Below are 14,227 nucleotides of genomic sequence, written 5' to 3'. Positions count from 1 at the left end.
TTACGTTGGCTTCGTTTCAAAAAAGAAACGAAATATTATTGTTTGTTTGATTGTTTCTTGTTTGTTTAGTTTTGAGAGTGCAATCTTCGATATCGCTCGTAAGCGACTTTATTAATATAACATAAAGTTATTTACGATGTCAACATCTTTTTAAAAGATAAACCGTCACCGGCGAAAGCTTTAATCAATTGTTTCGCAGCGACGGTTATTAATATACCAAGTAATAAACAAAAGGTCAATAGGAATTAATGTTTTTTTACGATAATTTTTTTGCCACCTGATAACAACGGTGATAAACCCCATGACCCTTGGTTTCAATATTAACGATATCTATTAAATGTTTCTCGATTAAATACTCAAGTAAGACCACTAAATCCACAGAATAAGGTATTAATTCTTTTTCGCTCATTATTTCATTAAATAACCAATGTTCCTTACTGCTAAGTACTTCTAATAAATGAACACTACAGATTGAGGTTCTTGAATGAATCATAAATTCGCTTGCCAAGAATAAAAGCTCTAATCGTTTCTCTAGTGTTTCTTCACTGTTAACCAACTCTTCATATAACTTATATATTTCAGGTTCAATTTGTTTCACTTGGTGCCACACAGTCAATTCTGGATGTAAACCATTTTCAATTACCGCTAACCTTGCTAGATGATGCAAGGAGTGAACAACATGATTATACGCATCCAAAAACTGTTTACTTTCAAATAACGCTTTTCCATCAACATAGCGACGAATCAACTTGGCAAACTCTAATCCCATCTTGATTTTCCGTCCATTAAAAGGAAACTCTCGTAGTTCTGTCTTTAAATCGGCTACATATTCATTCCGATCAAAGAGAATTTTTGCATCATGGAGCCATTCGAATATCTTCCGATTGGTACCTAGTAAGAGCCATTCCTGTAGTTGTTCTTCTGCAATGATGTGCATCGCTGCCTTTTTATTGTCATACGTATAATGCTTAATAAACACAGGCCGTTCTGCCTCTTTAACAATCACTAGTAATATGACATCAAAAGAATCAGTAATATGACTTAATTTTTGTTTTTTTTCAATTAACAAAACTCCAAGGGTATTTGATTGGCTCGCCCTTTCTTGGTAAATAGGCCGAAGGATGTCTTCCATTCATCATTCCTCCAATTTTTTCGGGTATATATAGGTTCGACAGTGAAAACAGATTTCCTTCTTTCTTCAAAGACAAATTTCGACATTCTTCTGCGTAACCTTTTTTCTCCATAGTTAAATATGATATAGTTTCTCTAGGAGGGAGTAACATGGCAAAATATTCGAGTAAAATAAATAAAATTCGCAGCTTTGCACTATCTTTAATTTTTATTGGCTTTATTGTTATGTATGGAGGTATTTATTTTCGTACCTCACCAGTTATTATGACCATCTTTATGCTTTTAGGTCTTATTTTTATTATCGCAAGTACTGTCGTTTATTTTTGGATTGGGATGTTATCAACAAAAACCATCCAAGTCAAATGCCCTAGCTGCGGTAAACCTACGAAAATGCTAGGCAGAGTGGATATGTGTATGTATTGTCGAGAACCTTTAACCCTTGATCCTAAACTTGAAGGCGAAGAGTTCGATGAGACCTATAATAAAAAGGAATAAAAATAAATAGAGGATGACTGAGACCTAACAGCTGTCAAGCCGTAATGGTTCAGGCACCCTCCTTTTTATTGTAAAAAAAGAGCCGTATTCTAAAATTAATGGACTTCTTTACTGGCACATTCAGGACAAGAGCCGTAAATCTCCATACGGTGGTTCTCAACTTTAAATCCTGTTACATGTGAGGCAAGATGCTCTACTTCATCAAGTCCCGGGTAATGGAAATCAACTATTTTTCCGCATTGCTCACAAATAACATGATAGTGATGAGACGTAACAAAGTCAAAACGACTTGATGCATCACCATAGGTTAATTCCTTTACCAGACCGACTTCACGAAATACTCGTAAATTATTGTAAACTGTCGCCACACTCATGTTAGGGAATTTCCCTTCTAATGCTTTATAAATATCATCTGCAGTAGGATGTGACATTGAGTTTATTAAATATTCAAGTATCGCATGACGTTGTGGAGTAATCCGTACCCCAGTTTCCTTTAAGGTATCCAACGCTTCTTTTAATTGATTCATCGCCATGCACCTCTTTTCCAAAAATATTCTTAGATTATAATTGTTATAATTAATTTTACTAACATATTTATACTTTTGTCAATATTGCAACCTCATAAACCCCATTGATTATTTACTTTTTTCATGCAAGGTTTGTTCCTCTGCGCCTAACCGGTTATTAACATACCTAGCGGTAATAAACAATAAGTCTGAAAGTCGGTTTAAATAGGCCAATACAAGTGGGTTTACGTCCTCACCTAATGAGACCGCACACCTTTCAGCCCTTCTTGCCATTGTCCGAGCTACATGAAAAGCAGCTGCTGCGGGATGCCCCCCCGGCAGGATAAAATTGGTTAATTCGGAAAGCGATGCATTCCAAACATCAATCTGCTTTTCCATTTCCTCCACATCAAGAGAAGTGAGTGACCATTTAACTTCTTTACCTATCGGCGTTGCCAGCTCAGCTCCCACATGAAAAAGGTTCGTTTGTATTTTATGATATACAGTTTCTATTATTTCTTTCTCTTGAAAATTTTCATTTCTTAAATGGCTAAGGGCAAGACCAATCATAGAATTTGTTTCATCACAGGTTCCGTACGCTTCAACCCTCGCATCATTCTTCGATACCCTTTGTCCGTAAATAAGAGATGTTGTCCCTTTATCTCCTGTTTTTGTATAGATCTTCATACACTATTCCTCCCCTTTGTAATGGTAATGTTAGCTTCAGTTTTATACACATATATTCCCATGATATCAGACATTATGATAGTATCGTTTTTTAGACATAAAAAAAAGGGTCACTATGGACCCAAAATTTATCTGAGGAGGTATGCCCTAATAAAATGATATTCAAAATAACCCTTCTTGCATTGGACAAAAGCCTTTTCTAGCGAAAATAGGCTAGAGAGCAAATAATTAGCTTAGGTTTTCACGTATGTAGGATAACGCATCCTCTACATGACCTTTAACTTGAACCTTTCGCCATTCTTTAACGAGTTGGCCATCCTTATTGATAATAAACGTAGACCTTTCAATCCCCATATATTCCTTACCAAAATTTTTCTTTAACTTCCACACTTCGTACGCTTCAGCAGCTTGTTGATCTGTATCAGCTAAAAGAAGGAAGGGTAATCCGTATTTATCAATAAACTTTTGATGACGAGAGGTTGGATCCGGACTCACACCTAAGATTACTGCATCCAAGTCATTGAACTTTTCAATCTGATCTCGAAAATCACATGCTTCTGTTGTACACCCAGGGGTCATATCTTTAGGGTAAAAATAAAGGACAACATTTTTCCCGCGAAAATCTGAAAGTTTAACTACCTCACCATTGCTTGCTTCAAGCTCAAATTCAGGGGCTTGTTTACCCGTTTCAACTGTCATTCTAATCACTCCAATTGTAAAATATTCCTTATCTATAGCGTAACGAATCTTTCCTGATAATACAAATAATTGACCGATGTAACCTACTTTTCCCTATCCAACATCACTTTTGCAACAAATGCAGCCGGAAGTGTATACCCAATTAATGCCTCGATCACAGCAATAATTCTCCCTACTCCATTCGGGAGGACATCCCCGTTTCCAACAGAAAAAAGGGTCATCGCGCTAAAATAAAAACTGGTCTCAAAGATATTATTTTGAGAATCTTGATTTACTTCTTTTAGTAGTGGCAAGCCAATCAAGTAAAACAAAAGATAAATCAGTCCAAATCCTATAATAACGGTTAAGTAAACCGAGCCTAAATAAAGGAAGTTTTGAACAGATGCAAACTTCCCACTTAGAGTATTAGGGATAAATAATGTTCGCAAACTCATAAAGATACAAAAAATGACAATCGGAAGTAAGAAATAAAACATGTTTGACCACCCCTACAATCAATGAGAGTTATTCTATTCCTATGCAGGCTTGGTCAATAAAATAGCAAAAAACCAGGCAAAAGCCTGATTTCGAATAAAATCATTAATTTCCTGCGCCCCTATACTTCTTTACCCCCTGATTCCAGAGTAGGATAGAAAGGATAAAAAAGACGACACCTATGACTGGGGTTAAAAAGGAATACCAAAGCCATTCGTTTTTCCCAAGAAAAAAGGCAGCAGGATACACACCAACAAAGGCAAATGGGATGATCCAGGTTAATACAAAGCGAATTAACTTATTATAGATGTTAACTGGATATCTACCGTAACTGCTAATATTGTACATCATCGGCATAAGGGAGGTTCGTGCATCTGCCCAAAAACTAATGCAGGCAATCATGATGAAGATCCCGCCATAGACGAGTGCACCGCCAATAACAAAAATGACAAATACAAATGGGTCATACCAATGCAGTTCTAGGCCTAAACGACTCCCCGCATAGAACATGACAGCAAGTCCGGTTACGGCTCCTAATAAGGACTCCAGTTCGATTCGCTCGAGAATAATCTGAAAGAGACTATGAATTGGCCTTGTAAGTATTCGGTCAAGCTCCCCCTTTACAATATATCGTTCGTTAAAATCCCATATATTAAAAAAGGAAGAAAAAACGGCAGAAGGTACTAGAAAAAAACCATAAATAAAAATAATTTCATCTCTGCTCCAGCCATTAAGTAAACTTGTATGGCCAAAAACTACCAATATAAAAACAAGATTAATCGCCTGAGACAGTAAATCTGAAAAAAACTCTACAAATAAATCTGCCCGATATTGAAATCTAGTTTTAATGTACTGTGATGTGTATTGAAAAAACATAGATATATAAAACAACCCTTATCCCCCCTGAATAATCAACTGTTTCCTTGCCAAGTACCACAGAATTTGAATAGGCACGATTAATACAATAACCCAAACAAATTGCTGCATAATCGCATCGATTGCTTGCTGGTGTGAGAAACCTTTTGTCAAAATCATACTTGGAAAGTAGCTGATCCCTTGAAAGGGAAGAAATTTCATAATTTCTTGAGCCCAGCCCGGAAAGAAGCTAATGGGCAAAAGAAGCCCAGAGAACAAATCAATCACCACTCGTTTCGCCCGGATTAGCCCTGCGTTATTATATAAGAAGAAAGTGGTAATCCCTGTTAATAAGTTTAACTCTGTATTGATAAAAAAGCTTAATAAAATGGATAGACCAAATAATCCCCAAACGCTGGGTTCCCAAGTAAAATGGATAGGGAAAATGAAGTAAACAATGATCATACCAGGTGCCGAAAAGAAGAATAGCCTAAAGACACCTTCGCCAAGCCCTTGCATTGTTTTCATCGTCAGATAATTGTAGGGGCGGATTAACTCGATGGCTACTTTTCCTTCCATTATTTCTAACGCCATTTCACGGTCCAGATTATTAAAATAAAACGCACGCGCCATCCAGGAAACAGCGACATAGGTGGTCATTTGAATAACCGAAAGACCGACAATTTGTTCTTTTGACCCATAGATCGCATTCCATAAGAAGTAGTAGGCTCCAATGTTGATACTATATATTAGAATCCCTGTGTAATAATTTGTCCGGTAAGCGAGCATCATTAAAAAGCGGATTCTAATCATTTCTAAGTATTTATCCACTTACACAGCACCCTTCTCATATATATTTCTAATAATCTCTTCTGTGGACGTCTCGTTAATTTTAATGTCCTTTATTTTAAATCCAGCTACCACCTTTGCAATCACCTGAGAGATTATTTCGTCATTATCATCTACAAATGCAATAAAAACTTGGTCTTTTTCATCCAATTCCCATTTAACTGGAATGCCACTTGTCAAATTTCTAACAGCAGCTAAGTCTACTTTTTCAAGAAATTGAAAACGTAGTTCCTTCCCTTCGCCCCATTTTTCCTGAAGATTCTTAAGGGCGCCATCATAAATTACTTTTCCCTCGTCAAGCATAATGACGCGCTCACATAATGCTTCGATGTCTGATAAATCATGTGTTGTTAACAGAATCGTTGTATTATATTTCTCATTTATTTCTTTTAAAAATTCACGGATCTTCAATTTTACTAGCACGTCTAACCCAATGGTCGGTTCATCCAAAAATAGTAAAGGAGGATTGTGAATGAGTGCGGCCGCAAGTTCACAACGCATCCGTTGCCCAAGGGATAATTTGCGAACCGGTTTATCTAAGAGCGGTTCAATATCCAAGGTTTTAATAACATGATTCATGTGATCATCGTAGTGTTCATCTGATACTTTATATACCTTTTTCAAAAGACGGAACGATTCCTGCACGGCAATATCCCACCACAATTGTGAACGTTGGCCGAAAACAACCCCAATGGTTTGGACAAATTTTTCTCTTTCTCGATGAGGATTCATACCATTGACAATGATGTCACCAGACGTAGGTGTTAATATGCCTGTCAGCATTTTAATGGTGGTAGATTTCCCCGCCCCATTTTCTCCAATGTAGCCAACCATCTCCCCTTGCGCCACTGAAAAATTGATATCATTAACGGCAGGAATCACCTTATAATTTCTAGTGAACAAATCCCTAAATGCACCCTTTAGACCACTTCTACTTGAATAGGATTTAAATTCTTTCCTTAAGCTTTGTACTTCTATAATATTCTTCATCCAGTACCTCCCAAAGCATGGTTCCCACAGCATTCCTAAAACATTAGTTTAGCCAAATCAAGTGGTTAAAACAACTAACCTGCACTCAAATGAAATTTTCTAAAAGTTGAAATAGATAATAGACCCCCAAAAAAGTGATAAAATAGGGTAGATACAATTGAAGGAGGAAAAATCGTGCAATTTACAAATTCTGAAACAATACATAACGAAGCGATTCAGCACATTGTTGGTGGAGTAAACAGTCCGTCCCGTTCCTACAAGGCAGTTGGCGGTGGCGCACCGGTAGTAATGGAACGTGCACAAGGCGCATACTTTTGGGATGTCGACGGGAATCAATACATTGATTATCTTGCAGCTTATGGCCCAATTATTACTGGTCATGCTCATCCACATATCACAAAAGCCATTACACGCGCTGCAGAAAGTGGCGTACTTTACGGAACACCCACTCCACATGAAGTAAAATTCGCCAAAATGATTAAGGAAGCGATGCCTTATATGGATAAGGTACGTTTCGTTAACTCAGGAACAGAAGCGGTCATGACTACGATCCGCGTTGCACGGGCTTACACAGGGAGAGATAAAATCATTAAGTTTGCGGGTTGCTACCATGGCCATTCTGATCTTGTACTTGTTGCTGCTGGATCAGGTCCTTCTACTCTAGGCACCCCAGATTCTGCGGGAGTTCCAAAAAGCATAGCCCAGGAAGTAATCACGGTACCATTTAATGATATCGAACCCTTTAAAGAAGCTTTAGAAAAATGGGGAAGTCAAATTGCAGCAGTTTTGGTGGAGCCAATTGTCGGAAACTTTGGGATTGTAGAACCCAAGCCAGGATTCCTTCAACAAGTGAATGACCTAACACATGCAGCAGGTGCACTTGTCATATATGATGAGGTGATTACAGCATTCCGTTTTATGTATGGTGGAGCCCAGGACTTATTAGGAATTAAGCCGGATTTAACAGCGCTTGGAAAAATTATCGGCGGAGGCCTGCCAATTGGTGCCTATGGCGGACGGAAGGAAATTATGGAAAAGGTTGCTCCACTAGGGCCTGCCTATCAAGCAGGAACCATGGCCGGTAATCCAGCTTCCATTCTTTCAGGAATTGCCTGCCTAGAAGTTCTGAAGCAAGAAGGGGTTTACGAATATTTGGATCGACTTGGTGCGATGCTCGAGGAAGGAATTTTAGAAGCGGCTAAAGAGTTTAATGTTCAAATTACGATTAACAGACTTAAAGGCGCATTTACCGTTTATTTTACAAATGAAACAATAGAAAATTATGAACAAGCGGAGAACACCGATGGAGAAATGTTTGCTAAGTTTTTCAAACTCATGCTACACCAAGGAATTAACTTAGCTCCTTCAAAATATGAAGCATGGTTTCTAACCATCTCTCATACAGAAGAAGACGTGGAAGCTACTTTACATGCAGTAAGAAATGCATTTTCTCAACTAAACAACGAATAAATATACACATTTTATGCACAAAAGGGTGTGATGATCACTCCCTTTTATTTTTTAAAAGCAAATGAAAACGTTTACACTAATATATTCCTCATTTATCCATTACCCATTTAACGCTATTTTTGTATCCAAAGTTTTGTATATTTATTTGATTTCTGAAAATTCATATGATACTATAAGATTATTATTATTTTTAATCCTTTAACCAAACACCCCGTTAAAGTATCAAATCGATTACAAACTACGAATAATTAAATATTCTCTAATTTAAAGTTTCATAGGAGGTGACTAGGCTTCAGCGGACAACCCGCTAAGCCCTACAAAATGACACAAAAATGGAGCCCTTCCCTTTTTAAAGAATTCCATAAACAAGAACATGATGCCTGTGGTATAGTTGCTTGTCTTGAAAAATCAAAACAACCGACTAAAAAGAATATTTTCGATTGTATTGAAGCCCTTGTTACGATGAATCACCGCGCAGGCTTTATTAACGGTGAAGGTGACGGAGTTGGTATTCATACCGATATTCCTATCAATTTATGGAAAGAAAAATTATCCCAGGCAGGTCTTGACCCGCTGCTTGTGGAGAAAGAGGAGTTTGCAGTAGGCCATGTTTTCGTCAGCCAAAAGGTTAACTGGGAATCTACTAAGCAAGAATTACTTACAAAGCTTGCTAAGTATGAGTTTGAGTTAGTTTATGAGTCAGATGAAGTAACAGACCCTTCAGCACTTGGCCCTATCGCCATTCAAGAAAATCCTGTGTTTTGGCAGTTTGCCTGTGTATCTAATAAAAAAGGGCAGGAATTAACGAAAGCTCTTTTCGAAACATTAATTGATTTTGAAATGAACGATGAAGTTCATGTAGCATCATTAAGTCAAAATCATGTCGTCTATAAAGTAATGGGTGCAGGAGATATCCTCCCTCGCTACTACCATGATTTAGCGCATCCACTCGTAGCATCAACTATGACTCTTGGACATAATCGATATTCTACTAATACGTTATCTAGCTTTTTCCGAGTACAGCCTTTTAGTGTGCTTGGTCATAATGGAGAAATCAACACGATTGCTAAACTTCGAGATGAGGCAAAAATGATCGGTGTTCCACTTGTAAAAGACGGAAGTGACTCACAAGATCTAAGCCGAACAATGGAAACATTAATTTGCCGTCAAGGATATTCCTTATTCGAAGCGATGGACCTTTTATTTCCTCCAATCATCAATGAAATAAAGGCTTATTCTAATGAACTACAAGATTTATATACTTATTTAAGAGAGGCATGGGGGCACTTTGCACAAGGCCCGGCAGGAATTATCTCCCGTTATGCTGACGAAGCTGTGTTTAGTGTAGATGCCCTAGGACTTCGTCCACTTTGGATGCTTGAAACAGAAAGCTCGTACCTATTCTCCTCTGAGCCTGGAATTATTCCTTCCAGTGAATATGTAAATGAGCCAAAGCCTTTGGCACCTGGTGAAAAGGTTGGTTTTAAATGGAATGGCGACAAATTAGATGTATATGAACAGAATAGCTTCCAAAATGAAGTGTTCAACCGCTTTTCAAACCGGTTAAATCTTGGGGAGTCTAGACTACGCTTACAGCCACCCGTTTTAAATAAAACGGTAACAATGAGTTATCCAGACAAAATCCATAACGGACAATATAAGGCTTTTGGTTGGGAACGTGATCACATTCAATTGATCGAACAAATGGCTGAAAAAGGCGTAGAGCCTATTCGGTCCCTAGGTCATGATGCACCACTTGCTGCCCTTAACCCTGAGCGAGTAAATATCGCTGATTATATTAAAGAAAGTGTGGCAGTCGTTACAAACCCAGCGATTGATCGTGACAGGGAAACAGAGCATTTTTCTACACGTGTAATCATTGGAAAACGTCCTACTTTATTTACACATGAAACCACAGAGACTGTCATTGAACTAGCCACTCCCCTTCTCGTAGAAGGAAAAGCTGGGTTCACCTGTGCTGAGTCTTTAGGACAGCCAAGCTTTGATCAATTGGTTCAGCACTTCCATGAACAAAAATTAACTGCCTATATCTCCACAACCTTTAAGAAAGAAGAGACAGTTGATCAAGCACTTATCCGACTTGCTGATGAAGCGGTTAAGGCTGTAGAGTCTGGAAAAACGCTTCTTGTATTAGACGATGCAAAAGCACACCAAGAAGACTATTACTGGATTGATCCACATTTAGTGACTTCAGCTATCGACCAAGCGCTTGTAAAGGCGGAGTTAAGAAGAAACAGTTCTTTATTGATTCGTTCTGCAGCCATTCGCTCCCTTCATGATGTTATTACCGTGTTTGGTTTGGGAGCTGATTTAATTAGCCCGTATTACATGTTCTTAACCATTCTTGATGAATCAACTAAACCACTAGTTAACCTTTACGGGGCATTAACAAAGGGCTTAGAAAAAGTCATTTCAACGATTGGGATTCACGAGCTTCGTGGATATGGAAGACTGTTCTCTAGCATTGGCTTACATGAATCCATTGCTAATATATTAAATATCGTTAACTTCTTTGGCTCTAAGGAAATTGGAACTGATTTTGAAGCAATGAAGCAAGATGCTTTTTCAAGAGCAGAAGATTACCAAAATGAAAAAGAGAGAGTCGGAAAGACCTTCCACCTATTCCCTCGTATTTGGAAAGCGATTGGGGAAGTAGCAGCAACTGGTGACTATAGTGTATATAGAGATAAAATTTCCGAGCAGGAAACACAAAATCCAACTACTATTCGCCATTTAGTTCAGCTGAAGAAAGGTGCGAAAACGGTGGCACCAACAGAAGTCGACATTCGTGTTGGCGACCATGATTTACCGTTTATTATTTCATCCATGTCGTTTGGATCACAAAACGAAACAGCTTTTAGAGCCTATGCTGAAGGTGCAGACCGTTTAAATATGGTCAGCCTAAATGGTGAGGGTGGAGAAATCAAGGATATGCTTGGTAAATATCCTAAAACAAGAGGACAGCAGGTTGCTTCTGGAAGATTTGGAGTGAATGCAGAGCTTCTAAACTCTTCTAATTTATTAGAAATAAAAATTGGTCAAGGAGCTAAGCCTGGAGAAGGTGGACATTTACCTGGTTCAAAGGTTACTGCAAAAGTAGCAGAAGCTCGTAATGCGACACTTGGTTCAGACTTAATTTCGCCATCAAATAACCATGATATTTATTCAATTGAAGATTTAGCTCAGATGATTCTTGAATTAAAGACAGCAAATGACCAAGCAAAAATTGCAGTTAAGGTTCCAGTTGTTCCAAATATCGGCACCATTGCTGTTGGGATCGCCAAGGCAGGTGCAGATATTATCACCCTTAGTGGCTTTGACGGCGGTACAGGGGCAGCAAGAATCCATGCTCTTCAACATGTAGGCTTACCAGTAGAAATTGGTGTAAAAGCCGCACACAATGCCCTGCTTGAAAGCGGGCTTCGTCATAAAGTTGAACTTTGGGCTGATGGCGGTATGAAGAGTGCAATGGATGTAATGAAAATCATGCTTCTTGGTGCGAATCGGGTTGGATTTGGAACATTAGCAATGCTTTCTATCGGCTGTACGACATGCCGTGGCTGTCATTTAGATACATGTCACGTCGGAATTGCCACTCAAATCGAGTCTGAAGCACAAGCAAAAGAACACGGTCTAAGACGTTTCGTTCCAAGACAATTAGAATTAGCTGTTCAAGGAATTATGAACCTCTTTACCGCCTTTGGTACAGAGTTAAAAGAGCTTGCGGCATCATTAGGTATTAAGAATCTACAAGATGCTGTAGGTCGTTCAGAATTGTTAGAACAAATAAAGGGCGAAGGTCAGCTTAGTCTTTCTTATTTACTAAAACCACTTGAAATCAGTCAATTTGCAAAAACTGCTGCTTCAAAGTCAATTGAAGAGGTACAAATGCAAGTAGCGGTTGGTGCAGAGTATCTTGATGGAAGTGTAGACCAATTACATTCTTCAAGAGAGTTTGAAAGTGTTACATCTGAACAGCGCGTCCTAGGAAGCCGAGTGTCCTGCCACCGTGTTCGCGGCAGATTAGATGGTTCCTACAAGCAGCTTCCACCAGTCCAGCTGAAATATAAAGATGGTTCCATTCCAGGAAACGGCTTAGGTGCCTATAATAGTGAAGGAATCGAAATTACCGTTAATGGCGGAGGTCAGGATGGTGTCGGTAAAACATCCTTTGGTGGAAATATTCACGTCCTTAAATCCAAAGGGAAAAATGGCCTATATTATAATGGATCCGTTGGAAAAGGATTTGGATACGGTGCTCAAAAAGGATTACTTGTAGCACAAGGTAATGCTGATGCTCGTGCAGGAATTCGTCTCTCTGGTGCAGACTTAATCATTGGTGGTGCTGTGAAGAAGCCAATTCCTGCTAAAGAAGCTGGGAATATTGGCTCAAATGCAAATATCAAAGGTTTTGCCTTCGAATACATGACCAATGGCCGTGGTTTAGTTTTAGGTGATCCTGGCCCATGGATTTGTGCCGGTATGACCGGAGGTGTCGTCTATATCCGACACCAACCTGAATTAGGTTTAACGAAAGAAGCCATTAAAAGACGTATTGCTAAAGGTGCAAAAGTTTCCGTTGCTGACTTAAATGAAAAAGGAAAACAAGATATTAATGAGCTTTTAGGCAAATATACAGACTTGCTTGAACAAAATGGTCAGGCAGACGAAGCAAATCAACTACGCAGTCTTCTAACAGACACGGAAAATCACTTTGTGCAGATCCTTCCTGTTAAAGAACAAGCAGATCCATCTGTTTCAACAGAATGATCCAAAGGTCATACAAAAACGTCCGCTCCAGCAAGCGGACGTTTTTTTGTTACATTTTTTTGTCACAATTTGAATAAGTTTTTCATATAATATCTCTTGATTATATTCTTTAATCGATGTATAGTACTAAAATGTGTTTGAACAGACTAGTATAAATCTTATTCTTGAAAGGAATTTATTTGGATGAAGTTAGGTGCCCGCATCTTAAAAACGGGAATTGCTATTGTTCTATCCCTTTACCTAAGTCAGTTGCTGCATTCGCCCTCCCCAGTATTTGCTGGAATTGCTGCGATTTTTGCAATTCAACCGACTATTTACCGCTCTTATTTAACCATTATTGAACAAATCCAGGGAAATATTATTGGTGCATTACTTGCAGTTATCTTTGTGCTTCTCCTCGGAAATCATTTCATTGTTATTGGATTGGCTGCCATTATCGTTATTCTTCTAAATCTCAAGCTAAAGCTTGAAAACACCATTGGACTTTCGCTTGTTACATTAATTTCCATCATGGAAACTCATAGTGGGAATTTTATACAATTTGCCGGTGTCCGTTTCTCCACCATTATGATTGGTGTATTTTCGGCATTTCTAGTTAATCTTGTATTCATGCCTCCCAAATACGAAAACAAGCTATATTTTAAAATTACTACTACGACAGAAGAAATAATCAGGTGGATCCGCTTAAGCACCCGCCACGACTTCGATCATAATCTTCTTAAGACAGATATCGAAAAACTGAAAGAGAACTTGATACAAATGGGACAGTTTTATTCCATGTACAAAGAAGAAAGAAGTTATTTTAAAAAGAACACTTTAGAGAAATCTCGAAAGCTTGTTATATACCGCCAAATGATTTTAACAGCAAAAAAAGCACTTGATACCTTGAAGCGACTGCATCGATTTGAAAATGAACTTTTACACCTCCCTGAACAGTTTCAACAAGCAATTCAGGAACAGTTAGATTGCCTTATTTATCACCATGAACAACTTATGCTACGATTCATCGGCAAAATTCCTACACCACCTTCCATTACAGAAGGTAGTATTTGTTTAAATAAAAAGGAATTATTCGATTTGTTTTTAGCATATCAACAAGAAAGCAAAGAGCAAAACTCTTCGCATCTTTATCATACAATGCAAATCATCGCCTCAATTATTGATTATAGTGAACAGGTTGAACATCTTGATACATTAATAACTAGCTTTCATTCCTACCATGACAATGAATTGTCCATTGAAGAAGAAAGCCAGAGCTAAAAAAGAAAAGCGCAAGCGCC

12 protein-coding genes are annotated in these 14,227 nt (G+C 38.3%); 4 read left to right on the top strand and 8 right to left on the bottom strand.

Annotation, left to right across the window (positions count from 1 at the left end; all coding sequences use genetic code 11):
• Positions 1-256 precede the first annotated feature (256 nt).
• Positions 257-1,132 (bottom strand): nucleotidyltransferase-like protein, encoded by an 876-nt coding sequence (locus tag ABES03_RS14825; protein WP_430118086.1) that lies wholly within the window; start codon positions 1,130-1,132, stop codon positions 257-259.
• Positions 1,133-1,281: 149 nt separating this feature from the next.
• Here ABES03_RS14825 and ABES03_RS14820 point away from each other — a divergent pair, with 149 nt between their 5' ends.
• Positions 1,282-1,626 carry a YgzB family protein gene (locus tag ABES03_RS14820; RefSeq protein ID WP_430118085.1) on the top strand — a complete coding sequence of 115 codons (345 nt, stop codon included), beginning with the start codon at positions 1,282-1,284 and terminating at the stop codon, positions 1,624-1,626.
• A 95-nt stretch (positions 1,627-1,721) separates the two neighbouring features.
• On the opposite strand, the gene perR is transcribed toward ABES03_RS14820, so the two are convergent.
• The 7 genes from perR to ABES03_RS14785 form a co-directional block, all read right to left on the bottom strand.
• Positions 1,722-2,159 (bottom strand): peroxide-responsive transcriptional repressor PerR, encoded by a 438-nt coding sequence (gene perR, locus ABES03_RS14815; protein ID WP_413302521.1) that lies wholly within the window; start codon positions 2,157-2,159, stop codon positions 1,722-1,724.
• Positions 2,160-2,261: 102 nt separating this feature from the next.
• Entirely contained in the window at positions 2,262-2,819 is a 558-nt protein-coding gene (locus ABES03_RS14810) for a cob(I)yrinic acid a,c-diamide adenosyltransferase (RefSeq protein WP_430118084.1), read from the bottom strand.
• A 228-nt stretch (positions 2,820-3,047) separates the two neighbouring features.
• The gene (gene bcp / locus ABES03_RS14805) at positions 3,048-3,518 is read right to left on the bottom strand and encodes a thioredoxin-dependent thiol peroxidase (RefSeq protein WP_430118083.1); all 471 of its coding nucleotides are present in this window, start codon (positions 3,516-3,518) and stop codon (positions 3,048-3,050) included.
• Positions 3,519-3,601: 83 nt separating this feature from the next.
• A complete protein-coding gene (locus ABES03_RS14800; RefSeq protein WP_335533285.1) occupies positions 3,602-3,994 on the bottom strand; it encodes an ion channel in 393 nt (130 codons plus the stop codon).
• Between the two features lie 103 nt (positions 3,995-4,097).
• Positions 4,098-4,883 carry an ABC transporter permease gene (locus ABES03_RS14795; RefSeq protein WP_430118082.1) on the bottom strand — a complete coding sequence of 262 codons (786 nt, stop codon included), beginning with the start codon at positions 4,881-4,883 and terminating at the stop codon, positions 4,098-4,100.
• A gap of 3 nt (positions 4,884-4,886) precedes the next feature.
• Positions 4,887-5,678, bottom strand: a complete 792-nt coding sequence (locus ABES03_RS14790) for an ABC transporter permease (protein WP_430118081.1) — start codon at positions 5,676-5,678, stop codon at positions 4,887-4,889.
• Positions 5,679-6,686 carry an ABC transporter ATP-binding protein gene (locus ABES03_RS14785; protein ID WP_430118080.1) on the bottom strand — a complete coding sequence of 336 codons (1,008 nt, stop codon included), beginning with the start codon at positions 6,684-6,686 and terminating at the stop codon, positions 5,679-5,681.
• 174 nt (positions 6,687-6,860) lie between these two features.
• Between ABES03_RS14785 and ABES03_RS14780 the strand changes: the two genes are divergently transcribed.
• From ABES03_RS14780 to ABES03_RS14770, 3 genes are all read left to right on the top strand, one after another.
• The gene (locus tag ABES03_RS14780; RefSeq protein ID WP_430118079.1) at positions 6,861-8,156 is read left to right on the top strand and encodes a glutamate-1-semialdehyde 2,1-aminomutase; all 1,296 of its coding nucleotides are present in this window, start codon (positions 6,861-6,863) and stop codon (positions 8,154-8,156) included.
• A gap of 321 nt (positions 8,157-8,477) precedes the next feature.
• Positions 8,478-12,947, top strand: coding sequence for a glutamate synthase-related protein (locus ABES03_RS14775; protein ID WP_430118078.1), 4,470 nt, complete (start codon positions 8,478-8,480; stop codon positions 12,945-12,947).
• Positions 12,948-13,130: 183 nt separating this feature from the next.
• Positions 13,131-14,207 (top strand): FUSC family protein, encoded by a 1,077-nt coding sequence (locus ABES03_RS14770; RefSeq protein ID WP_430118077.1) that lies wholly within the window; start codon positions 13,131-13,133, stop codon positions 14,205-14,207.
• Positions 14,208-14,227 lie beyond the last annotated feature (20 nt).

The organism is Neobacillus rhizosphaerae, assembly GCF_050477885.1.
GTDB lineage: Bacteria > Bacillota > Bacilli > Bacillales > Cytobacillaceae > Neobacillus > Neobacillus rhizosphaerae_A.
Note: the sequence above shows the minus strand (reverse complement) of the source record. Positions and strands in the feature narration are given on the sequence as shown.